Origin of the sequence: Sphingomonas zeicaulis (assembly GCF_050433225.1) — a bacterium.
GTDB lineage: Bacteria > Pseudomonadota > Alphaproteobacteria > Sphingomonadales > Sphingomonadaceae > Sphingomonas_D > Sphingomonas_D zeicaulis.
This window is the reverse complement of the sequence record NZ_JBNPXQ010000004.1, coordinates 99,726-121,516: the sequence shown is the minus strand read 5'-3', so window position 1 is coordinate 121,516 and position 21,791 is coordinate 99,726. Positions and strand designations below refer to the sequence as shown.

The following is a 21,791-nucleotide window of genomic DNA, read 5'->3' as shown; positions in this document are numbered from 1 at the left end:
GCCGCAGCCTCGCCGGCATGCGAATGAACGTCAAGATTAAACGTTTCATAATCCCGTAATCTGGAGAGGCTAGCGGCATCGGCCAGCAACAGGGAGTGGGGAGAATGATGATTTGTAACCGATATCGCAGCGCGCCGATGGCAGCGCTGACGGCCGGCACCGCGCTGATCGCGGCGACGCCGGCCTTCGCCCAGCAGGCGGGCGGCGAACCGCAGGCGGAGGCGCCCGACGACATCGTCGTCACCGCCGAGCGCATCGGCGCGGGCCGCAGCCGCGCCACCGCGATCCTCTCCCGCGAGGATATCGAGGAACGGCCGTTGGGTGCTGACATCACCCAGAGCCTCGCCAAGGTGCCGGGCGTGCAGATCTCCACCGGCGATGCGCGCGGCGGCAGCTTCTCGTTCGAACTCTATCTGCGCGGGCTCAACAAGGAACAGATCGGCCTCACCGTCGATGGCGTGCCGACCGGTGACGCGCGCTTCAACGGCGGATCGCCGCCGCAGCGCTTCATCGAGCCAAGCAATATCGGCCGCATCACCGTGTCGCAGAGCGCCGGCGATATCGGCGCCCCCTCCCGCTTTGCGCTGGGCGGCTTCATCGATTTCCAGACCGATGATCCGCTGCCCCAGGCCGGCGGCCGGGTTGAGGCGGGCTATGGCTCCTATGATTTCCACCGCACCTATTTCCGCGTTGACAGCGGTGAGATCGCCAAGGGGCTGACCGGCTATGTCAGCTTCTCCAACCAGGCGAACGACGTGTGGGCGGGGCGCGACAGCCGTTCCTCCTATCGCGACCATGCCGAGGCCAAGCTGGTCAAGACCTGGGACGATGGCTCCTTCGTGAAGGCGCGGGTGAGCTACAACAACCAGCGCGACAATGATTTCAACATCATCACCTTGGGCGAATTCCGCGCCGATCCGCGCAACGATCGTGCGCGCGATGCGATCACCGGCATTCCCGCGCAAGACGTCGACTTTGGCGGCGCGCTTGGCGGCACACGCGAGGATCTGCTCGCCTATGTCAACGCGCGGGTGAACCTGACCGACCAGGTCTCGCTGTCGGTGAACCCCTATTATCAGGAGTTGAAGGGCGAATCCTATCGATACCAGGATCGCGCCCGGCAGCTCGCCGGCACCGATCCCTATGCGGTGACCGGCTACAACGCCAATGGCGGCGCGATCCGCCCGGCGCTGACCACCTTGCGCAACAGCAATGCGGTGGGTGGCCCCGCCGACATGCGCATCACCCCGCGCAACCGCGAACGCTATGGCGCGTCCGCCGAGCTGCGCGCCGACGGCCTGATCGCCGGCCACAATCTGCGCGTCGGCGGCTGGTGGGAAGGCGGCGATTCGGATGAGGAGCGCCGTTTCTACCGCGTGCTCGATCCGATCAGCGGCATCGCCTATGATCGCGCGCGCCTCAACTATGTCGAATATGCCCGCTCGGCGACGATCGAGACGTTGATGCTCTATGCGCAGGATCAGGTGGAGATCATCCCCGATCTGCTGCGCGTCGACGCCGGCATCACCTGGTTCGACATCCGCTACAAGGCGCGCTCACCGCTGGAATATGCCGCGTCGGTCAGCTTTTCTCAGGATTCGGGGATCAACCCCAAGATCGGCGTCAGCCTGAAGCCGATGCGCGGGGTGGAACTGTTCGGCGGCTATGCGCAGAACTTCGCGGGCATCCCCGAAGACGCCTTTCTCGGTTCCACCGCGGTGATCGCGCCGGGCGATCTCGATCCGATCGAGACCGAGAATTGGGATCTCGGCATCCGCTATTCGACACGGCATTTCGCCGCCTCGATCCAGGGCTATTCGGTCAAGCTGAAGAACAATATCGGCATCGTGCCGCGCGACCCGACCGTGGTCGATCCCGACGAGATCGTCCGCGGCAATGTCGCCACCCGCGCCGCCAACATCCGCGGCACCCGCACCCGCGGCGTCGAGGTGACGTTGCTGGGCGATGTCGGCCCGTTCGACGCCTATCTCGCCTATTCCTATGCCGACGCGAAGCATGACGACCCCGCCATGGGCAGCGCCGAGCGCGCGCAGCTGGCCGCGGTCGGCGTGATCGGTGGCGCGCGGGTTCGCGACATTCCGAAGCACAGCCTGTTCGGCCAGATCGGCCTGGCGCCGTTCGAGGGCGCCAAGCTGAGCGTCACCGGCCGCTATGTCGGCAAGCGCGTCGGCGGCCATATCGTGGCACCCACGACTTTCGCCGAAGTGGGGGTAGAGGAACTGGCCGACTATACCGTGTTCGGCGCGGTCGCGAGCTACAAGGTGCCGGGCTTCGGGCCGTTCAGCGGGCTGCTGCTACAGGCCAATGTCGATAATATCTTCGACGAGGCGTATATCGGGGCGGTCTCCAGCTCGACCGCAACGCAGCCGGAATTCGGGCTGCCGGGGCGGACCTTGGATCGGTATTTCATCGGTGCGCCGCGGACGTGGACGGTGTCGATGCGGGCGTCGTTCTGAGCCATGAAAGCTCCCTCTCCCCTCCGGGGAGAGGGGGAGTCGCGCCAAGCGTAGAGCGTTGTCAGGTCAGCTCCGGAATGCTGCGCATTCCCCAGATCGTGCTGCGCCCGATCTGGCCCTCACCCAACCTCTCCCCCTAGGGGAGAGGGGCGGTTCGGCGCCCTTCCCAAGCGCCCCGCTTACCGCCTCACCACCTCGAACATCAGCAACGTCGTCGGATCGCCCTCGACGAAATTATTGTCCGCCATCACCACCAGCCGCCCCTGCCGGTCGCGGCCCTTCGGCGCCCAGGCCAGCGCCTCGAGATTGCCCGGCGTGCCGCCGGGCACGCTGTCGAAATCGATCAGCAGCCGCTTCGCAACCTCCCCCGTGCCCGTGGTGTCGATCAGATAGAGCCGGCAGTGGAAGCCCCATTTGCCATCCACCCCTTCCGCCCCGGCGCGTTCCAGCACCAGCAGTTGGTCCTCCCCCAGCGGCAGGATTTCGGAGACGCCGATGTCCGATCGGCGGCCGCTGCCGGCCACCGGGTCGGGATCGGTGCGGTAGCGGATCTGGCGGGTCGTGCCGTCGCGGGCGATGCGGGTGAAGCGCAGCAGCGCGCCCTGCGTCGCGCTGGCGGCCGGGCCGTCTTCATAGAGCGGGCCTTCCATCGAGACCCACAGCGCGCCCGACGGGGTGAGCGCCAGCCCCTCCACCGTCTGGTTCTTGCGCGCGCCGTGGCGCTTGTCGGGATCGAAGCGCAATTCGGCGGGCAGCGCGATGCGCGCGCGTTCGCGGCCGTCGCGGCCCATGCGGCGCACGGCGGGGTCGGTGCCATTGGCCGGATCGCCCTCGCTCGACCAGATCAGGTCGCGCCCCCACACGCGGATCGATTCCGCATCGACCTTCTCGCCGGTGCGGCCGTCCGCGACGAACGGTGCCCCCGCCGCATCGCGCAACGTCACGCTGCCGCGTACGTCGAGTTGCGGCTGGCCGCGGCGGATGCGGAAACGCGCGGTGTAGAAGCGCGCCGGCGCGCGTTCGGAGCGGTCGTCGCTGATCAGATACCAGCGCCCGCGCGCGTCACGATCGACGCCCGAAATGCCGCCGAAATCCTTCGCCAGCACGGGATCGCGCGGCATGACCGTGCTGCGGCCGGCGAAGCGCAGAGCCAGTTCGGCGCTGGCGGGTGTCGTGGTCGCCAGCAGCAGTAGAACGAGCAGGCCGAGGCTCCTCACCGGCCGCGCGCCAGCAGCCGATCCATGAAGATCCGCTCGACCGCGCCCGGCACCACCGTGCTGCACACGCGCTGCGCGGGAAAGCCATCCCACGCGCCCGGCGGGAAGCTTTGGTCGAGCGGGCGCTGGATGGTCTGGCCGCGCGCGATGCCCTCGGTGGCGACGCGGATCGGGCCGGAGACCGTTTCGAACAGGTCCGGATCGCTCAGCCGCAGCACCGCGGCGGCATCGTGCATCGCGCAGCCATCGAACCCGTCGTGGCGGCGATACATGTCGGCATAGCCGCGCGAGATCGCGTGGAGGAAGGCGCCCGCATCGCCGCCCTCCGTCGCCAATCGCGCCGCGCTGGCGTCGCGCAGCACGCATTGCATGGTCACGTCCAGCCCGACCGCGGTGACCGGCCAGCCGGCGGTGAACACCAAGTCCGCCGCCTCGGGATCATTGGCGATATTGGCCTCGGCAACCGGAGAGACATTGCCGCGCCTGGGGCCATGGCCGAACGCGCCGCCCATCAGCACCACCTCCGCGATCAGATCGGGCAGGTCCGGCGCGCGCTGCAGCGCCAGCGCGAGGTTGGTGAGCGGCGCCACCGCGACGAGGCTGATCTCACCCGGATAGGCGCGCGCCATGCGGATGATGAACTCCGCCGCATCCTCGCCATCGGGCGCGGGCGCGGCGAAGCCGGTGAGGTCGACATCGCCGAGGCCGTTCTCGCCATGGACATGCGCGGGCGACGGCCGACGCGGGCTGGCGATCGGCGCTTCCGCGCCGCGCCGCACGGGCGCGGCGATGCCGAAGCGCTCGCACAGATACTGCGCGTTGCGCGTGGTGATATCGACATGGGCATTGCCGAACACGGTGGTGATGCCGACCAGATCGAGCGTGGGACTGGCAGCGATCAGCAGCAGCGCCATCGCATCGTCGATACCGGGATCGGTGTCGAAGATCAGCTTCGTCATCACGCCGCCCCCGCGCCATAGACGGCGCGGCACACCGCCTCGCACTTCGCGAGATCGAGCCAGCCATCGGTGCGGATGCGCGATTCCATGTCGATCCAGTAGAGCGCGCCGGCGGGCGCGGCGATCCTTTCCAGCACCTCCGCCACCGTATCCGGCCCGATTCCGCCCGAATAGCCGCAGAACGGCCCGTCCGCTGCGAGCACCGGCCATGCGTCGGGCCGCACACCGGTGCCGAACGACACGTCGAACAGCCAGTCGACACCGGGATCCGCCGGGAAGGCGCCAGTGCATTGCAGCACGGTGCGCACGCCGTGGCGGCGGCCGAAGCGCGCGGCGGCGGCGGTCTGCGCCGCGTCGCTGCCGCTGAAGCCGTGATTGACCTGCACGCGCTGGACGCCGGCAGGCGCGCGATCCGCGCCATCGGGATCCGCAACGATCGCACGGGCATGCGCGCCGCAGACATGCGCCGCCCAGCGCAGCCCGTCCGCCGCCAGCAAGGTCCGCCGCACGTCGCCACCGGGAAACAGCGCCTCGCCCTCGCGCGCGGGATCGACGAGCAGCCCCCATTCGATCGGGTAGCGCGCCGACAGGGCCTGGAGGCCGGGCAGCAGATCGGCGCGATCGACGCCGGTGAACGCGATGAAGGCGGGGGGCTGGATCATGCGGGCTCCGTCAGACGAGGGTGTGGAGGATGCCGACGATCGTCGCCGACAGGCAGGTGGTGAGGAAGGCGGCGGCAAGCGCGCGCAGGCCGAGCGAAACGATGTCGGCGCTGCGTTCGGGCGCCATCGCGGTCATCGCGCCGAGCAATATCGCGACGCTGCCGATATTGCCGAAGCTGCCCAGCGCATAGGTGAGCATCAGCACGCCCTTGGCACTGACCGCGTCGATCGGCATCGCGACGAGCTTGCCATAAGCGATCACCTCGTTGAGCGCGACCTTGGTGCCGAGCAGTTGCGCGGCGGTGGGCACGTCGCCCGCCGGAAAGCCCATCGCCCAGGCGACGGGGGTGAAGACCCAGCCGAGGATGCGGCCGGTGGCGAGCGGCGCGCCGCCGACGACGAGGTTGGCGAGGATCATGTCGATCAGCGCGACCGTGCCGATGAAGGCGATCAGCAGCGCGGCGATGTTCACCGCCATCTTCACCGCGCCGAGCGTGCCCTGCACCATCGCGTCGAGCCCGCTGCGATAAGGGCTGGTGAGCGCCACCGCCTCGTCCTCCGCCGCGGCCGGTTCCGGCGGCACGATCGCGCGCGCCATCGCGATCGCCATCGGCGTGCTGATCAAGGTCGCGGCCAGGATATGGCCGAACGCGCCGGGCAGCCGGCGCTCCATCAGCAGGCCGAGCACGATCATCATCGATCCGCCGATCACCGAGAGCCCGTCGACCATCAGGATGAACAATTCGCCCCGGCTGAGCCGCGGCAGCAGCGGCCGGATCAGCAGCGGCGCCTCGATCATGCCGAGGAAGATGCAGGCGGAGGTGGAGACGCCGACCGGCCCGCTGACCCCGAACAGCCGGGTGAACAGCCAGGACGATCCGCGCACCAGCAGCCTGAGCGGCCCCCAGTGCCACAGCAGCGCCGAGAGCGCGCCGACCAGCAGGATGGCGGGCAGCGCCTGAAGCCCAAAGACGAAGGTCGACGCCGCCGGGTTGGTGATCGCGAAGGGCGATGGCCCGCCGGCGAGATAGCCGAACACGAATTGCGCGCCGGTCGCCGAGGCGACCTGCAACGCCTCCACCCCGCCCGCCAGCGAGCGAAAGCCGCGCTCGACCGCGGGGATGCGGGTGAGCAGAGCCGCCAGCAGGATCTGCGCGAGCAGCCCGGAGGCGAGCAGCCGCCAGCCGAAGGCACGGCGGAACCCCGCCAGCGCCCACGCCGCGACCAGAAACAGCGCTACGCCCCCACCGGCCCGCAGAATCTCAGCCATGAAGCGCTTCCATTATGAAACGTTTCACTTTAATTGTCCCCGCTGTCAACCGCGCGAGGCTGCATCTTCTATTCTCGCGGTAAAGGCGAGCGTCTAATCCGGTAGGCGGCAGCGGAAGGAAGGCCGAGGGTGGAGCAGAAGAAGGCGACCAAACGTCCGACGCTGAAGGAATTGGCGAGCGAGGCCGGCGTCTCGGTTGCCAGCGCCTCCTATGCGCTGAACGGCACCGGGTCGGTCGGCGAGAAGACGCGCGAGCATATCCTCGAGGTCGCGCGGCGCATCGGCTATCGCCAGAACGCAGCGGCGCGGGCGATGAAGATCGGCCGATCCGGCACGCTCGGCCTCGTCGTGCCCGATCTCACCAACCCCTTCTTCCCCAGCCTCGCCCAGTCGGTGATCCAGACCGCGCGGAGCCATGGCTATGGCGTGTTCGTGACCGACACCGAGGGCGACGAGGCGCTGGAGGGCGCGGCGCTGGCGATGCTCGCCGATCGCGGCGTCGACGGGGTGATCTGGTTCCCGGTGCGCGACCACGACAGTTCCGGCGGCGCGCTCGAGGGCATTCCGACGATCGTCATCGATCGCAGCCTGCCCGGGTTCGACGGCGTCGTCGCCAATTGCAGCGAGGGCGGCCGCCTCGCCGCGCGCCACCTGCTCGATGCCGGCCATCGCCGCATCGGCATCATCTCCGGCCCGGACGACATCCTCTCGATGCGCCAGCGCTGCGAGGCAGCGCGCGTGCTGGTGGAGGCGGAGGGCGAGCTTGCCTTCTTCACCCACAACGCCTTCTCGATCGACCTCGAACCCGCCGTCGCCGCCGCGCTCGACACGTCCGGGCTGACCGCGGTGTTCGCGGGGGCGGACGTGATCGCCGTCGGCGTGCTGCGCCACCTCGCCGCCACCGGCCGCCGCGCGCCCGACGATCTTTCGGTGGTGGGGTTCGACGACATCCCCTGGTCCGAACTCACCACCCCGCCGCTGACCACGATCGACCTGCCGCTGCAATCGATGGCGAACGAGGCGGTCGAGGCGCTGGTCCGCAAGATCGAACGCGGCACCGGCACAAGGCGGACGGTGACGGTGGATACCGGCCTCGTCGAACGCGCGACGGTGCGGCGGATCTAGCGAAACGCCCAATTGTCCCGCCCGGGACATTCTTTGCCGGCGGTCCGTGCGATGCTCGGCGCACAACGAGACACCGGGAAAGGATCGAGACATGGCAACCGCGCTGAAGCCCACGCACGTGCGCGACACCGTATCGGCGGAGGAATGGGCGCTGCGCGTCGATCTGGCCGCGGCCTATCGGCTGGTCGCGCATTACGGGTGGGACGATCTGATCTTCACCCATCTTTCCGCCCGCGTGCCGGGGCCGGAGCATCATTTCCTGATCAACCCGTACAACATGATGTTCGAGGAGATTACGGCCTCGTCGCTGGTGAAGATCGACATCGAGGGCAACAAGGTGATGGACACGCCAGCACCGGTCAATCGCGCCGGCTTCGTGATCCATTCGGCCATCCACGCCGCGCGCGAGGATGCGACCGCGGTGCTCCACCTCCACACCCCGCACGGCCAGGCGGTATCGGCGATGGCGATGGGGCTGCTGCCGCACACCCAGACCGCGATGATCGCGGTCCACGACGTCGCCTATCATGATTTCGAAGGCATCGCGACCGAGCTCGACGAGCGCGAGCGGCTGGTCGCCGATCTTGGCGATCGCCACACGATGATCCTGCGCAACCATGGCACGCTGACGGTGGGCGCGACGGTCGCGCAGGCCTTCCTGCGCATGTACTTCCTCGAACGCGCCTGCGAGGCGCAGGTGATGATGCTGACGGTGGGGCGCGACGGGCTCAACAACCCCAACCAGGGCGTTGCCGAGAAGGTCGAGGCGCAGACCTCGGGCGAGGCGATGACGGTGGTGCCGGATCGACTGGCGTGGCCGGCGCTGCTGCGCAAGCTGGATCGGATCGATCCGGGGTTTCGGGATTGAGGTAGGGGATCTAAGCCCCTCCCCTTCAGGGGAGGGGCTAAAAGGAGAGCCACCCATGCCCCAATTCGGCGATTATCAGCTGGAAATCTACCTCGCCGGCCTGCAGGGCGTGCTGCCCAAATATCCCGTCGACGCTGCCACATTGGAAGCGCGCGCGGAGGCGGCGATGGCGCCGTCGGTGCTCAACTATGTCCAGGGCGGCTGCGGCGATGAGCGGACGCAGCGTGCCAATGTCGAGGCGTTCGATCATTGGGGCATCGTCCCGCGGATGATGGTCGATTGCACGACGCGCGACCTTTCCATCGACCTGCTCGGCATGAAGCTGCCAAGCCCGCTGTTCATGGCGCCGATCGGCGTCACCGGGCTGTGCACGCAGGATGGCCATGGCGATCTTGCTGCCGCGCGCGCGGCGGCGGTCACCGGGGTGCCCTTCACTGCCTCTACTCTCTCCAACGATCCGCTGGAGGATGTCGCGGCGGCGATGGGCGATACGCCGGGTCTGTTCCAGCTCTATACGCCGAAAGACCCCGAACTGGCCGCCAGCCTCGTCCACCGCGCCGAGGCCGCGGGCTACAAGGCGATCGTCGTCACGCTCGACACCTGGGTGACCGGCTGGCGGCCGCGTGACCTGAACGCCGCCAACTTCCCGCAACTGCGCGGGGCCGTGCTGGCGAACTACACGTCCGATCCCCGCTTCCGCGCGATGCTGGCGCGGCCGCCCGAGGAGGATATGCGTGCCGCGGTGATGGCGTGGGCCGCCACCTTCGGGCGCGTGCTGACCTGGGCCGACATGCCCTGGCTGCGATCGCTGACCAGCCTGCCGATCATCCTCAAGGGCATCTGCCACCCCGATGACGCCCGCCGCGCGATCGATGAGGGCGCCGATGCAATATATTGCTCAAACCATGGCGGACGCCAGGCCAATGGCGGCATCGCCGCGATCGACCTGCTGCCACGCGTCGTGGCGGCGGCGGGCGACACGCCGGTGCTGTTCGACTCCGGCATTCGATCGGGCAGCGACGTCGCCAAGGCGCTGGCGCTGGGCGCGGCCGCGGTCGGCGTCGGCCGTCCCTATTGCTACGGGCTGGCGCTGGGTGGGGCCGAGGGCGCAGCGCATGTGCTGCGATCGCTGCTAGCCGAGGCGGACTTGCTGATGGCGGTCGACGGCTTCCCGAGCATCGCTGCGCTGCGCGCCGCCGGGGCCGAGCGCCTCGCCTGACCAGGATGCGCTGACCGGAAAGCGCCGCGCGCGGCGCCTTCCTTGTCAATGACGCTGCGAGGCGTATCACGCGCACCGTGATCCCCTTCGACAATGGTCAGCATCCGTTCGCATGATTCGCCCGTTCCCCGCCGTCGCCGCCATCGCGGTCGCCGTCATCGCCACTCCCGCATGGGCCGGGGCGGAGGTGGAGATCCTGCTCAGCCGCGCCGATCAGCGCGATGCCGCTGGCCATGTGCTCATCGATGTCCGCCTGCTCAACAGCGGTGCAACCCCTCAGACGATCGCGCTGCCCGTGCGAATGGAAGCACGGCTGGAGAGCGCCGACGGCACCCGCTCGGTCTGGATCGAGCGCGCAACACAGGCGACGACCTCGATCACGATTCCGCCGCAGGGCTTTGTGCCCGTGCGCTATCGGCTGGCGGAGGCTGCGGGCGAGGGCGGCCGGCTTTCCGTGCCGGGCTGGAGCGTGCAGGAGGTGGCGCTGGCGCCGGACGGACCGGCGCCCGCGGTCGCCGAGCCGCAGCGGCAAGCGAACGCGTCATCCCCATTGCCGACGCCGCCGGCGGCGGATCGCACCGTCGGCAACGCCTTCGTCGGCAATCTTTCGGCCTATGAGCCGATCTATGCGGTCTACGGCCCCGGCACCAACACCGAGGCACGCATCCAGTTCAGTTTCAAATATCAGCTGTTCGGCAGCCAGGCGCGCGAGGACCGCCACGCATCGCTGCGCGACGGCCTCTATTTCGCCTACACGCAACGGATGTTCTGGGATCTGGGGGCGGACTCGCTGCCTTTCCGAAACATCGATTATCAGCCGGAAATCTTCTACCTGTCGCCGCCGGTTGCCGGCCGCAACGTCGCGACGCTCAGCGCCCAGATCGGCGCGCGCCACGAATCCAACGGCCGGGCCGGGCTCGCCTCACGCAGCGTCAACACGGTTTACGTCGCGCCGATGGCCGCCTTCTCGCTGGGCGGCGATCGCCGGCTGACCGTTGCGCCGCGCGTCTGGCTCTATGCCGGCAGCCTTTCCGACAATCCCGACATCCGGCGCTATCGCGGCAACAGCAGCCTGTTCGTGGAGATCGGCGATGCCGACGGGGTGCGCCTCTCCACCACCAGCCGGCTCAATTTCGGAAGCGGCAAGGGCGCTGTCACGGCCGACATCTCCTACCCGCTCCGCCGCATCGTCGGCGGCGGGCCGGACTTTTACCTCTTCGGCCAGACCTTTTTCGGCTATGGCGAAAATCTGCTCGACTATGACAAGCGCACGACGCGCATCCGCGTCGGCGTGGCGCTTGTCCGCTAGCAGCGGCTCGTGCCGGACTGCCGATGGCTGGCCGACCCGAGCCTGCATCAACCTGCATTTTTACGCTGTGGTCGCACCGGTTTGCCGGAGTATGAGGCGCGCCAGGGCAATGTCGAGGAAAGCAAATTGACGCGTTTCAATCCCTTGTGCGGCGGCATGACGGCCGCGCTGGCCGGGCTGCTGCTCGCCTGCCCCGCTCATGCGCAGCAAGGCGACACCGCGGCTGACGCTCCGCCGCGGCCAAGCAAGGACCGCGTGATCATCGGCATCGGCGCTGCGATCACCCCCACCTATCAGGGTTCGGATGAGTATCGTGTGCTTCCCTTGCCTGCGATCGATATCGTCTCCGGCCCGTTCTACGCCAATCTGCGCAACGGCGTCGGCATCAACGTGGTCGATACGGACATGCTGACGATCGGCGGCGGCGTTGCGCTGATGCCCGGCTATCGCCGGCGCGACGTGCCGGACGGTGTCGGCCGCGTGAGCTTCGGCGCGGGGAGCCGGCTGTTCGCCAGCCTCAAGGCGGGCGGCGTGGTCGCGACGGTGGGCGGTATCAAGGGGTTTGCCGGCAGCACCCGCGGCTTCATCGCCGATGCCAGCCTGTCCTACCCGATCCCGGTCTCGGCGCGCACGCTGATCATCCCGTCCGTTGCGACGACATGGGCGGATCGCCGCCACAATGACCGCTACTTCGGCATCCGCCCGGAAGAGGCGCTCGCGTCCGGCTTGCCGCAGTTCCGTGCCGACAGCGGCTTCAAGGACATCTCAGCCGGATTGAGCGTCAATTATCGCCTCAACGCCCGCCTCAACCTGACCGCCAGTGGCGGCATCACCACGCTGCTCGGCGCGGTCGACGACAGCCCTCTCGTGGTGAGGAAAACGCAGCCCACCGGCTTCCTCTCCCTGTCCTATCGCCTCGGCTCTTAGGGCCAAAGGCCGCGGCGTCGGTCGGGGTCGTTCCCGGCCGCCAAGCCCCGCGGGCGAGGGGAAGCGTCGAGCCGTGCCGCGGATGCGGCAGCCCCGGCCGATGCCTTGCGCCATGCCCTCGACGCGATCCGGGGCGGCCGCCCATAAGCCGGCTCGGTTCGGGCAGGCGGGGGCGCAATTCGTTGATAAGGCATATTTTCACGCTCGGTCTGGCGGGCGTCGCACTGATGGCGTGCGATAAGATCACCACCGGGCAGCCGGCCGCTGCGGCACGGCCCGCATTGCAGGCGCAGCGGGGCGGTGGCCTGCCCTATGAGGTCACCGACAGCGCGGTTTGGGACGTCCCCGACGCCGTGTCGGGGCGCGACTACCAGGTCTTCGTGGCGCTGCCGCCATCCTATGGCGCGGAACCGCAGCGCCGCTATCCGGTGCTCTATGTAACGGATGCCGATTATGCTTTCCCGCTGATCAAGCAGATCGCCCGGCGTCTCAACGTCGAGAAGCCGACGGTCGAGGAATTCATCCTCGTCGGGCTCTCCTACGCGAAGGGCGAAGGCGGCATGCAGAGCCGGCGGCGGGATTATACGCCCACGCCGGTCGGTCCGGATGGCGCACCGGCGGACGCGGTTCACGGCGAGGGCGCCGCCTATCAGGCCTATATCCGCGATCGGGTGTTGCCGTTCGTGGCGCAGCGCTATCGCACCGACGAGAACCGCCGCCTTTTCCTCGGCCATTCCTATGGCGCGCTGCTCGGCACGCAGATCCTGCTGAGCGATCCCGGCCTGTTCGCCGGCTACATCCTCGGCAGCCCATCCTTGTGGTACGATCGCCACCATATGGCGCGGCGGGAACGCGCTTATGCCGCCGACCATGACGATCTGCCCGCGCGCGTCTTCATCTATGTCGGCGAATATGAAGGCAGGCGAGCGGGCGACCCGCGCTTTTCCACATCGGCCGACATGGTCACGGATGCACGGGCGATGGCCGGGGCGCTGCGGTCACGCCAATACCGGTCGCTCGATCTCGAACTCGATGTCCTCAACGACGAGGATCATGTCACCGTCGCACCGCGCGGCTTCACGCACGGCCTGAAATATCTCCTGCCAGCCGACAGCGCTGGAAGAAGCGGGCGCCGGACCTCAGTCGCGGTGCCCCAAAGCGGGGTGGGAACAGCCGCTCCTTCCGCTTCCCCCTACCCCTCATCCCCTTCCGCCATTGCCGCCAGCCGCGCCGCATCAAGCACCGCGATCCGGCCATAGGCGGTCGCGATGATTCCCGCCCGGCGCAGCTCGGCGAGCATGGCGTTCAGCCTTTGCCGCGACGATCCCACTTGCGCCGCCAGTTCGTCCTGGCGGACGTGCAGCGTGCCATCGGCATCGCATTGCCAGGCGAGCAGCCGTTCGGCGAGCCGCGCGCGGCGGCCTTTCGACAGGCTGTTGGCGATGAACGCCAGCGCCGCGCGCTGGTGCGCGCAGGCGATCAGCGCGATGCGGCCGTAGATCGCCGCATCCGTGCGCGCATAGTCCTCGATCACCGCCAGCGGCACCACGAACAAGGTCACGGCGCCGGCACAGATCGCGTCATGCGGGCGCGGCTTGCGGTCGATGATCGACAATTCGCCGAACCAGTCGCCCGCGCGTGCGACGAGGTTGAGCAGTTCGCGCCCCGGCACCGGATAATTGACCAGCCGCACCTCGCCGGCGACGACGCGGTAGAGCGCGTCCGGCGGATCGTCGGTGGCGTAGACGCGGTTGCCCGCGCGATAGGTCTTCAGCCGCCCGCGCGCTCGGAAGAAGGCGCGCGCCGCCTCCGGCAATTCGCCGAACCAGCCATCATCGTCGGGCACTATGGCGCTGGAAATCGTCATGCCTGCCCGGTTGCTCCTACGCGACGCCGGCCGCCTTATGTCGATGGTCCGGGCTGCATCGAACCATGCGCCGGGCGCATGGCGACGGGCAAGCCGGATCAGCCGGCGTCGACGATCGCCGCGCGCAGCACCGCATCGATGCGGGGATCGTCCATCTGCGCGATGTTGAAGCGCAGGAAATGGCCCGCGCTGCCGCTGTGGCTGAAGGCGTTGCCCGGCGCCAGCACCACATCATCGCGCAGCGCCCGCCGCGCCAGCCAGGCCGAGTCGATGCCGCCCGGCAACGCGCACCACAGGAACATGCCGGCGTGCGGCCGATGCCACGGCACGAGGCCGAGGGCCTCCAGCCGCTCGATCACTGGCTCGCGGCGACGCGCCAGTCGGATGCGCAGCCGCTCGACATGGCGGCGATAGCTGCCATCGGTCAGCACCGCGGCGAGCAGTTCGGCATTCACCGGGTTGGAGCCGAGGCCTGTGGCGAGGCGCAGGTCCGCCAGCCCCGCGATCCAGTCCGGCCGCGCAGCGATATGGCCGCAGCGGATGGCGGCGGATAGCGTTTTGGAGAAACTGCCGATGCTGATTACCCGATCGAGCCCGTCAAACGCGGCGAGGCGGGTCGAGGGCTCTGCCTCGAAATCGGCGAAGATATCATCCTCGACGATGACGAGGTCATGCGCCTCGGCCAGCTTGAGCAGCCGGTGCGCGACGGGGGCGGACATGCTGGCGCCGGTCGGGTTATGGAGCGCTGCGTTTGTGATGTAGAGCCGCGGCCGATGCTCGACGAGCGTAGCGGCGAAGGCGGCGAGATCGGGGCCCGCCGGTGTGTAGGGCACGCTCACCACATTGGCGCGATGCGCGCGCAGCAAGGTGTGGAAGTTGAAATAGCAGGGATCGTCGACCACCACCGTGTCGCCGGGTTCGAGCAGGAAGCGGCAGACGAGGTCGATCGCATGCGTCCCCGATTCTGCCAGCATCACCTGATCGGGCGCGGCGTCGATGCCCTGATCGCCCAGCCGCCGCGCGATCACCGCGCGCAGCCGCGCATCGCCCTGCGGCGTGCCGTAAAGGAACAGCGTCTCCGCGTCGCCATCGCGCGCCAGCGATCGCAGCGCCTTGCGCAGCGCCTCGTCCGGCATCCAGTCCGCCGGCAGCCAGCCGCAGCCCGGCGCCGGGGCGGACGGACCCGGGCGCAGCGCCTGCCGCATGATCCACAGCGGATCGACGGTGGGATCGGTTTCGCCCCGCGGCTCGGCGACGTTGAGCGGGGCGAGCGGGGCGGCAACATAGAAGCCCGATCCCGCGCGCGGCTGCACCAGCCCCTGCGCCGTCAGCCGGTCATAGGCGTCGACCACGGTCGATTTGGAGACCGACAGGGTGTCCGCCATCGCCCGAACCGAGGGCAGGCGCATGCCCGGCGTGAGCTGGCGGGTGTCGATGCGCCGCTGCACGAGGTCCATGATCTGCGCGACCTTGGTGGAGGAGTGTATCGGCTGGTTGGCCATGACAGTTCGCCTGAATTGTACCGATCCGTCCGTGGTCATGGAGCGCTGCCTCTGTCAACGCCCAACGCATGGACCAGCACATACATGATCAGCGGCGGGGCATGATCCTCGGCCTTCTCGGCGTCCTGGTGTTCAGCGGCTCGATGCCCGCGACCCGCGCCGCGGTGGCGGCGTTCGACCCCGCCTTCCTCACCGCCGCGCGCGCGCTGATCGCGGCGGCAGCGGGCGCTGTGCCGATCCTGCTGCTGCGCTGCCGCCCGGCGCGCGAGGATATTCGGTCGCTGGCCTTGGTCTCGCTGTGCGTCGTCCTCGCCTTCCCGCTGCTGTCGGCGATGGCGCTGACCCATATCTCCTCGCCGCGCGCGATCCTGTTCACCGGGCTGCTGCCGGTCGTCACCGCGACCTGGTCGGTATTGCGCGGCGGCGAACGGCCGCGCATCGGCTTCTGGCTGTTCGCCTTCGCCGGTGCCGCGCTGCTGATCGGCTATGCGCTGTTCAATGGCGCGGCGACCAGTTCCGGGCTGCTCGGCGATGCACTGATGCTCGCCTCGATCATATTATGCGGGCTCGGCTATGCCGAAGGCGCTGTGCTCACCCGCCGGATGGGCGGCTGGCAGGTGATCTGCTGGGCGCTGCTGCTGGCCGCCCCGGCGATGGCGCTGCTCGCCTGGTGGCTGTGGCCGGCGACGCTCACCCACGTCACCCCTTCCGCCTGGGTCGGCCTCGCCTATGTCTCGCTCTTCTCGATGCTGATCGGCTTCGTCTTCTGGTATCGCGGGCTGGCGCTGGGCGGTGCCGCCACCGTGGGCCAGTTGCAGTTGCTCCAGCCGATCATGGGCTTCGCGGTCAGCGCAGTGCTGCTGGGCGAACAGATCGGCTGGCCCATCGTCGCCGCGGCCCTGTGCCTGCTGGCGTGCGTGGGCGGCGCGCGCCGTTTCGCCTGAGCCAAGCCCTTGAAAAATCTTTGTTGCGCTTGACGCCAGCGCACCCGGCAGTGCTCATGCGCGACCGGCCGCAGCGCCGGACCGCATCAGGAGAATGCCCGGCATGAGCATCGATCGCCGCACAATCCTCGTCGCCGCAGCGGCCACCGTCGCACTGCCCAAAGCCGTCTCCGCCACCGCGACGGCCGGTGCCGCGGTCAAGCCGGCGCGCCCTGCCCCCTTCGCGGCACCGACGAGCGGCGTGCAACTCGATCCGCGCAGCTTCGGCGCGAAGGGCGATGGCACGACCAAGGACACCATGGCGCTGCAACGTGCGCTCGATCGCTGCGCTGTGCTGGGCGGCGGCACGGTGGCGGTCGCCGGCGGGCGCTATCTCACCGGCGCGCTCGAGATCGGCTCCAACACCGTGCTGCGGATAGAGGCGGGCGCGGCGCTGCTCGGCTCACCCGACCTCGCCGACTATCCGGTCACCGAGATCCGGTGGGAGGGGCGCTGGGTGCCTGGCCATATCGGGCTGATCCATGCGCGGAGCGCGCGCAACATCGGCCTGACCGGCAAGGGTAGCATCATCGCGTCGGACGCGATCCCCGGCCGCGTCGCCGCCGACGGGCTGCGCCATCCGGCGCTGCTGGAGTTCGTCGATGTGGCCGGGCTCAGCGTCACCGAACTCACCACCCGGCAGAACGACATGTGGTCGATCCATCCGGTCTATTGCGAGGATGCGCTGTTCCGCGACCTGGTGGTGAAGGGCCGCGCCGACGGCATCGATGTCGATTCCTGCCGCCGCGTCGCGATCGAGCGCTGCGACTTCGACACGGTCGACGATTGCATCTCGCTGAAGTCGGGGCGCGGGATGGAAGGCAATCGCATCGCGCGGCCGACCGAGGATGTCTCGATCGCCGACTGCACCTTCCGCGACCATCGCTGGGCGTGCATCGGCATCGGCAGCGAGACATCGGGCGGGATCCGCCGCGTGACGGTGCAGCGCTGCCGCTTCCTCAAGGCCCATACGTTCAGCGTCTACATCAAGAGCCGGCCGGGCCGCGGCGCCTTCATCGAGGATATCGCGATGCGCGACCTCGAGGTGTCGGGTGCTGGCAACGGCTTCCTGCGGCTGAACTTCCTCGACAGCGGCAAGCAGGACCAGTTCCCGGTGCCCGGTCGCGACGGCATCCCCACCGTGCGCAACTTCCGTTTCGAACGGATCCGGGTAACGGATGTGCCGGTGCTGGTGGAGGCGGTGAACATCCACCCCGACAAGCCGCTCGATGGCTTCGTGCTGAGCGACGTGACCGGTACCGCCGACAAGGGCATGCGCCTCGCCAACATTCGCGGCGCGGTGCTGCAACGAATCGACGTGAAGATTGCGGAGGGCGCCAAGCTCGCCACCGCCAATGTCAGCGGCCGCGGGCTGGAGGGCGCGGATTTGCTCACCCCGCCGCCGCTGCCCGATCCGGTGGTCGCGGGCGCGGACTATCGGCTAGGGATGGAATCCGGCCGACCGAACTGAGGAGCCGGGTCGGTCGACAGCCGATGATTGCCCTTCGTCGAAGCGCGAATGTCGACGCAGGCGGCGTCAGCGTGATCCCGCCGCAGCAGGTTTAGAACCGGCCGTAAAATTTGCTGATGTCGAACCAGATCTTGCGAGTCTGTCCGTCGGCATCCTTGCCCTCCAGCACGTCATAGGGCTTGCGTTGAACGACCAGCGACTGGCTGGAGACCTCAAACCCAAGCTGCGCCATGATCTGATATTCGTCGCGGACGCTGGAGACCTTGTAGGCGGTCTCGGGCGACAGGCCGTTGCCGCGTTCCATGATCTTGGCAATATGTTTGGACGGAACAGGCCTGGCATCTTCCGCATGCCCCACAGTGGCGGCCAGCACCAGCATGGGAAACAGCAGCGAGCGTCTCATTCGTCCCCCATCGGTCATGCGAGCCCCCGCTCCCGCATGACCTTGTGGCGCATAGAAGCCTGGCCGGCAAGGACAGGTCTCAGTGCGGCTGGTAAGCGTTGCCGTTCATGCGAACTTCTACCCAGCCGCTTTCGCGGGCGAGCAGCGCAGCCTGGGTCCGGTTCTGGACTTCCAGTTTGCGGAAGATCGATTTGACGGCGAGCTTGACCGAGGGCTCGCTCATCCCGATGCGACGGGCGATCGCCTTGTTGGGTAGGCCCATGACCAGCCCGTCGAGCACATCGCATTCGCGGTCGTTGAGATCGAACTGCGGCGTGTCGTTGTTTCCCCGGTCGGCCACGGTGAACAGCGTGTCGATCAGGTTGGAGGGGATGACCCGTTCGCCGCTGGCGACAAGATCGATGTGGATGCGAAACGCCGGAAAGGCGAGGTCGGCATCGACGAAGCCATAGGCGCCCGCCGCCATCACCGCCGCGATCCGCTCGAGGCTGAAGCCCCGGCCGGTGACGACGATCCGGGGATCGCCCATCCGCTCGGCAATGCCGCTCAATACGCCGTGGCCGTCACCCTCGAGCAGAATGCCCTCGACGACGACGATCTCATTTGCTTCTCCGGCCCCACGCCCGAGTTGCTGGGGGTCGTCCACCGAAGCGACGACATGATACCCGTTTTCCGTAAAAAGACGCTGTAGTCCCTCGCGAAAGATATGATTTCGAAACACAAGGGATATCGAAAACGCTGACTCCATTGTCGAACCTCTCTGGTCAGTTCTTCGGCTCGCTGCGAGAGGCCAGCCTTCCCACGAGCTGAATCCCCCACATCTTCACCTGCTGCACTTCGATCATGGACAGAAGGTTAATGTCCACTAGCGCGGGATATCCAAACGCGCTCCAGCAACGTTAAGACATGGATTTACGACGAGTTGCGCGCGAAAACGGATGAGTAATCACGCGAAAAGAGCTTATCGCAGCGCAGAAACATATTGCTGGTGCGAATCGCTACCATCTTTGCCGCGATCCCGAGCCGAATCGGCAATGATTGCGCTACCGATTCGGATAAGCATTTCGTGCAGTGCAGCGAGCATCGGCCCGAATGAGCCGAGGGTCGCTGTTTTCAGCTAATGCAGGCTTGCCGCACCGCAATGACGCCCGCAGTTCGCATGCGCACCTCCGGGGCGGCAAGGCAGGTGGCCAAGGCTTCATGGCCATGCCCGCCGGAGCACGCCGCAGCGCGAAAGGGCGGCGCATGGTTCGCCGGGCAGTAGAGGATGGGCTCATCCGCGCCGACTTCGGCGAGGTTGAGGATGGCGGTTGATCGCGTCATCAGCCACAGCCGCCGCGCGGGCTGCGGCCGCCGCCGTAGATGCGCGATCAAGGCGCGCTGGGTGTCGGCATCGAGCCCTTCCTCGACGAGATCGACGACGAGCGCGGCGGGCGCCGCCGCCTCCAGCGCGACCATGAGCGTGCGCAGCGCCGGTGACCGGCGCGCGCCATCCGCTTCCAGCCGGGTCAGTGCGTACTCGACCTTGCCGGCGAGCACCGGATCCGCCGCCAGCCGCCTTGCCGCATCCGGATCGGCGAGGCGATCGAGCCCGAGGAAGGCGGCATCGGGCAGCGCCTCCGCCAGTCGCATTGCCAGCCGGGTCTTGCCGCTGCCGAGCGGCCCGGTGATGAAGCCGAGCGCGGGCGGGGTGCCGGGATCGAAACATTCGCCATCCCACGGCCAGGGCAAGGCGAACCCCATTCCGGAGGAGGCCACCGCGCCATCGTCTGCGCGCAGTCGGCGCAGCGCGGCATCGACCGCCCCGGCCTCCGCCCCCAGCCGCGCCGCCTGCGCGGCCAGCGCCGCATCGAGCGCATTTGGCGCGCCCGCCAGCACCGCCGCGATCCGCGCGAGCCCAAGTCCCAGTCGCCGCAACGCGACCACCTCCCCCGCCCGCGCCATCGCGTCGGCATCATAGAGCCGCCACCCCGCCGCCGAGCGGCCGGGCCGGATCAGGCCATGCCGTTCGTAGATCCGGAGCGCCTTGGCAGACACGCCAAGCTGCGCCGCGGCCTGCGCGGCGGTGAGGTTGCGGGGGCTCATGCAAGGCTTATCGGGCCTGCCCCAGGGGCCGGGTCAAGCATCCACTTTTCCTCCCCGGCGCCAAACGTCGGGGAGGAAAGGAAGAGGCTTACTTCACCTTCGCTTTCGCGAACCGTTCGGCGAAGCCGGCCAGCGGCAGATCGAACTGTTCCTCGCCGATGAAGGCCTGGTCGCTGAGGTCCGGCTTCTCCTTCCCCTTGTAGAAAGCCGAGGCGCCAGCGGATGCGGCGGCGGCGCTGATGCGGCTGGTGGGCAATGGGGTGCTGGCGCGGGAATAGATTAGCTGCTCAGCCGTCGTGCGGCAGATTCAACTTGGCCACGCGCTCATTATATTTCAGCGACTTGATCACCACCGCGCTTTCGACCGCAAGCACGCCGGGCATCGCGCCGATGCTGGCCATCGCGACCTCGGCATGACGATTTTCGTCCTCGAACAATGCGATCGCGAGAATGTTGAACGGACCCAGCATCATGATGGTGCTGCGGACATCCGGAAGGGCAGACACGGCCCGCGCGATTTCGGCGCCTGAGGCGAGGTCCGTGCGAATGCGCAGGAAGGTGAGCCGCGGGCTGCCGTGCTGGCGGTGATCCGTAATCGCCGTGAACCGCAACAGGCTGCGCTCGGTGAGCCGCTTCACCCGGGTACGAATGGTTCCTTCCACGAGCCCCAGCCGCCGCGCCAGCGCCCGGTTGCTCAGCCGGGCGTCGTCGCCGAGCAGATCGAGGATATGGCGATCGGTTTCGTCGAGATCGGGCGCGGTCATCGGGTGATCCCGACATCGAAATTATAGGAGACGATCTCGGTCGCGATGCAGACATCCACCTGCGCTATCCCGGCAATCTCGCCGAGGCGCGGCATGACCCGCGCCGAAAGATCCTCGAAGGCCTGAAGCGCGATCAGCGCCTCCACCTGGTGCGCACCGGTGACGAGGTGGACGGCGAACACGTCCGGCAGTTCGGCAAGATCGCGCCCGACGTCTTCCGCCGCGCGGCCGGCCACGCGGATCGCCAGTGCGAGCAGCACCGCATGGCCATAGGCATCGAAATCCACCGCTGCGACGATCCGGAGCGCACCCGCGTCAGTCATGCGCTGGATGCGCGCGCCGACCGTCGCGCGCGGCACCCCGATCTGGCGCGCGATATCACGATTGGTGACGCGGCCATTCTCCTTCAGCAGCGCCACGATCTGCCAGTCCAGCGCGTCGAAGCGATGGCTTGGCTGCTGCATCATCACTGCCCTTCCCGTTCGAGCACCCACGCGGCGTACATCATAGACACCGATCATTCGCGCATCAAATTGCATCTTGAAATACGCATCAGGCAAGAGCATTCAGCCTGAAAAATAATAATGCGTGATTCGATGGCGTCATGGCGAGCCTTTTGGCTCGCTTCCCGAGAAGGCCGGCCAGCCCGGTTTTCGCGGCAATCCTGAGCAACAAGCGAACCG

General features: G+C 68.0%; 21 protein-coding genes. 9 read left to right on the top strand and 12 right to left on the bottom strand.

The features are described from left to right. The first annotated feature begins 104 nt into the window (after positions 1-104). A complete protein-coding gene (locus tag FHS96_RS15810) occupies positions 105-2,477 on the top strand; it encodes a TonB-dependent receptor (RefSeq protein WP_429593450.1) in 2,373 nt (790 codons plus the stop codon). Positions 2,478-2,656: 179 nt separating this feature from the next. On the opposite strand, the gene FHS96_RS15805 is transcribed toward FHS96_RS15810, so the two are convergent. Genes FHS96_RS15805 through FHS96_RS15790 form a run of 4 tightly spaced genes read right to left on the bottom strand, consistent with a single transcriptional unit; the run spans position 2,657 to position 6,585 of the window. Continuing rightward, complete coding sequence (locus FHS96_RS15805; RefSeq protein WP_429593447.1) at positions 2,657-3,694, bottom strand: esterase-like activity of phytase family protein; 1,038 nt, start codon at positions 3,692-3,694, stop codon at positions 2,657-2,659. Next, on the bottom strand, positions 3,691-4,653 hold the full coding sequence (locus FHS96_RS15800) for a nucleoside hydrolase (RefSeq protein WP_429593445.1): 963 nt from the start codon (positions 4,651-4,653) through the stop codon (positions 3,691-3,693). The genes FHS96_RS15805 and FHS96_RS15800 overlap by 4 nt, the downstream gene beginning before the upstream one ends. Further along, a complete protein-coding gene (locus tag FHS96_RS15795) occupies positions 4,653-5,315 on the bottom strand; it encodes a beta/alpha barrel domain-containing protein (protein WP_429593442.1) in 663 nt (220 codons plus the stop codon). Before FHS96_RS15795 ends, FHS96_RS15800 begins: the two co-directional genes overlap by 1 nt. Before the next feature lie 10 nt (positions 5,316-5,325). After that, positions 5,326-6,585 (bottom strand): NupC/NupG family nucleoside CNT transporter, encoded by a 1,260-nt coding sequence (locus FHS96_RS15790; protein WP_429593439.1) that lies wholly within the window; start codon positions 6,583-6,585, stop codon positions 5,326-5,328. A gap of 129 nt (positions 6,586-6,714) precedes the next feature. Here FHS96_RS15790 and FHS96_RS15785 point away from each other — a divergent pair, with 129 nt between their 5' ends. The 6 genes from FHS96_RS15785 (at position 6,715) to FHS96_RS15760 (ending at position 13,292) form a co-directional block, all read left to right on the top strand. Beyond that, a complete protein-coding gene (locus FHS96_RS15785; protein WP_429593436.1) occupies positions 6,715-7,710 on the top strand; it encodes a LacI family DNA-binding transcriptional regulator in 996 nt (331 codons plus the stop codon). A gap of 91 nt (positions 7,711-7,801) precedes the next feature. Next, positions 7,802-8,578 (top strand): class II aldolase/adducin family protein, encoded by a 777-nt coding sequence (locus tag FHS96_RS15780; RefSeq protein WP_429593433.1) that lies wholly within the window; start codon positions 7,802-7,804, stop codon positions 8,576-8,578. 55 nt (positions 8,579-8,633) lie between these two features. Next, positions 8,634-9,797, top strand: coding sequence for an alpha-hydroxy-acid oxidizing protein (locus FHS96_RS15775; protein WP_429593430.1), 1,164 nt, complete (start codon positions 8,634-8,636; stop codon positions 9,795-9,797). 112 nt (positions 9,798-9,909) lie between these two features. After that, positions 9,910-11,106 carry a phospholipase A gene (locus FHS96_RS15770; protein ID WP_429593427.1) on the top strand — a complete coding sequence of 399 codons (1,197 nt, stop codon included), beginning with the start codon at positions 9,910-9,912 and terminating at the stop codon, positions 11,104-11,106. Positions 11,107-11,232: 126 nt separating this feature from the next. Further along, positions 11,233-12,033 carry a MipA/OmpV family protein gene (locus tag FHS96_RS15765; protein WP_429593424.1) on the top strand — a complete coding sequence of 267 codons (801 nt, stop codon included), beginning with the start codon at positions 11,233-11,235 and terminating at the stop codon, positions 12,031-12,033. A 227-nt stretch (positions 12,034-12,260) separates the two neighbouring features. Continuing rightward, the gene (locus FHS96_RS15760; RefSeq protein WP_429593421.1) at positions 12,261-13,292 is read left to right on the top strand and encodes an alpha/beta hydrolase; all 1,032 of its coding nucleotides are present in this window, start codon (positions 12,261-12,263) and stop codon (positions 13,290-13,292) included. On the opposite strand, the gene FHS96_RS15755 is transcribed toward FHS96_RS15760, so the two are convergent. Beyond that, entirely contained in the window at positions 13,226-13,900 is a 675-nt protein-coding gene (locus FHS96_RS15755) for a Crp/Fnr family transcriptional regulator (protein ID WP_429593418.1), read from the bottom strand. The genes FHS96_RS15760 and FHS96_RS15755 overlap by 67 nt on opposite strands. Before the next feature lie 98 nt (positions 13,901-13,998). Continuing rightward, on the bottom strand, positions 13,999-15,402 hold the full coding sequence (locus FHS96_RS15750; RefSeq protein WP_429593415.1) for an aminotransferase-like domain-containing protein: 1,404 nt from the start codon (positions 15,400-15,402) through the stop codon (positions 13,999-14,001). A gap of 101 nt (positions 15,403-15,503) precedes the next feature. On the opposite strand from FHS96_RS15750, the gene FHS96_RS15745 reads away from it, so the two are divergent. Together FHS96_RS15745 and FHS96_RS15740 are read left to right on the top strand one after the other, a co-directional pair. After that, on the top strand, positions 15,504-16,346 hold the full coding sequence (locus tag FHS96_RS15745) for a DMT family transporter (RefSeq protein WP_429593412.1): 843 nt from the start codon (positions 15,504-15,506) through the stop codon (positions 16,344-16,346). Between the two features lie 103 nt (positions 16,347-16,449). Continuing rightward, a complete protein-coding gene (locus tag FHS96_RS15740; protein WP_429593409.1) occupies positions 16,450-17,856 on the top strand; it encodes a glycoside hydrolase family 28 protein in 1,407 nt (468 codons plus the stop codon). Between the two features lie 91 nt (positions 17,857-17,947). Here the strand turns inward: FHS96_RS15740 and FHS96_RS15735 are convergent, their stop codons facing one another. The 6 genes from FHS96_RS15735 to FHS96_RS15710 form a co-directional block, all read right to left on the bottom strand. Beyond that, a complete protein-coding gene (locus FHS96_RS15735; RefSeq protein WP_429593406.1) occupies positions 17,948-18,259 on the bottom strand; it encodes a DUF4919 domain-containing protein in 312 nt (103 codons plus the stop codon). 79 nt (positions 18,260-18,338) lie between these two features. After that, positions 18,339-18,905 carry a response regulator transcription factor gene (locus FHS96_RS15730; RefSeq protein WP_429593403.1) on the bottom strand — a complete coding sequence of 189 codons (567 nt, stop codon included), beginning with the start codon at positions 18,903-18,905 and terminating at the stop codon, positions 18,339-18,341. Between the two features lie 467 nt (positions 18,906-19,372). Continuing rightward, the gene (locus tag FHS96_RS15725; protein ID WP_429593400.1) at positions 19,373-20,344 is read right to left on the bottom strand and encodes a MerR family transcriptional regulator; all 972 of its coding nucleotides are present in this window, start codon (positions 20,342-20,344) and stop codon (positions 19,373-19,375) included. 88 nt (positions 20,345-20,432) lie between these two features. Then, on the bottom strand, positions 20,433-20,600 hold the full coding sequence (locus FHS96_RS15720) for a hypothetical protein (protein WP_429593397.1): 168 nt from the start codon (positions 20,598-20,600) through the stop codon (positions 20,433-20,435). Between the two features lie 31 nt (positions 20,601-20,631). Further along, entirely contained in the window at positions 20,632-21,108 is a 477-nt protein-coding gene (locus tag FHS96_RS15715) for an Lrp/AsnC family transcriptional regulator (protein WP_429593394.1), read from the bottom strand. Continuing rightward, positions 21,105-21,575: an Lrp/AsnC family transcriptional regulator gene (locus tag FHS96_RS15710; protein WP_429593391.1), complete on the bottom strand. Its 471-nt coding sequence runs from the start codon at positions 21,573-21,575 to the stop codon at positions 21,105-21,107. The genes FHS96_RS15715 and FHS96_RS15710 overlap by 4 nt, the downstream gene beginning before the upstream one ends. Positions 21,576-21,791: the final 216 nt, after the last annotated feature.

Coding starts and splice junctions, on each gene's coding strand:
- FHS96_RS15725 (WP_429593400.1), bottom strand. CDS start 20,344: ATGAGCCCCCGCAACCTCACCGCCGCGCAGGCCGCGGCGCAGCTTGGC.
- FHS96_RS15710 (WP_429593391.1), bottom strand. CDS start 21,575: ATGATGCAGCAGCCAAGCCATCGCTTCGACGCGCTGGACTGGCAGATC.
- FHS96_RS15745 (WP_429593412.1), top strand. CDS start 15,504: ATGATCCTCGGCCTTCTCGGCGTCCTGGTGTTCAGCGGCTCGATGCCC.
- FHS96_RS15760 (WP_429593421.1), top strand. CDS start 12,261: ATGGCGTGCGATAAGATCACCACCGGGCAGCCGGCCGCTGCGGCACGG.
- FHS96_RS15800 (WP_429593445.1), bottom strand. CDS start 4,653: ATGACGAAGCTGATCTTCGACACCGATCCCGGTATCGACGATGCGATG.
- FHS96_RS15775 (WP_429593430.1), top strand. CDS start 8,634: ATGCCCCAATTCGGCGATTATCAGCTGGAAATCTACCTCGCCGGCCTG.
- FHS96_RS15780 (WP_429593433.1), top strand. CDS start 7,802: ATGGCAACCGCGCTGAAGCCCACGCACGTGCGCGACACCGTATCGGCG.
- FHS96_RS15790 (WP_429593439.1), bottom strand. CDS start 6,585: ATGGCTGAGATTCTGCGGGCCGGTGGGGGCGTAGCGCTGTTTCTGGTC.
- FHS96_RS15770 (WP_429593427.1), top strand. CDS start 9,910: ATGATTCGCCCGTTCCCCGCCGTCGCCGCCATCGCGGTCGCCGTCATC.
- FHS96_RS15810 (WP_429593450.1), top strand. CDS start 105: ATGATGATTTGTAACCGATATCGCAGCGCGCCGATGGCAGCGCTGACG.
- FHS96_RS15795 (WP_429593442.1), bottom strand. CDS start 5,315: ATGATCCAGCCCCCCGCCTTCATCGCGTTCACCGGCGTCGATCGCGCC.
- FHS96_RS15735 (WP_429593406.1), bottom strand. CDS start 18,259: ATGAGACGCTCGCTGCTGTTTCCCATGCTGGTGCTGGCCGCCACTGTG.
- FHS96_RS15740 (WP_429593409.1), top strand. CDS start 16,450: ATGAGCATCGATCGCCGCACAATCCTCGTCGCCGCAGCGGCCACCGTC.
- FHS96_RS15715 (WP_429593394.1), bottom strand. CDS start 21,108: ATGACCGCGCCCGATCTCGACGAAACCGATCGCCATATCCTCGATCTG.
- FHS96_RS15750 (WP_429593415.1), bottom strand. CDS start 15,402: ATGGCCAACCAGCCGATACACTCCTCCACCAAGGTCGCGCAGATCATG.
- FHS96_RS15755 (WP_429593418.1), bottom strand. CDS start 13,900: ATGACGATTTCCAGCGCCATAGTGCCCGACGATGATGGCTGGTTCGGC.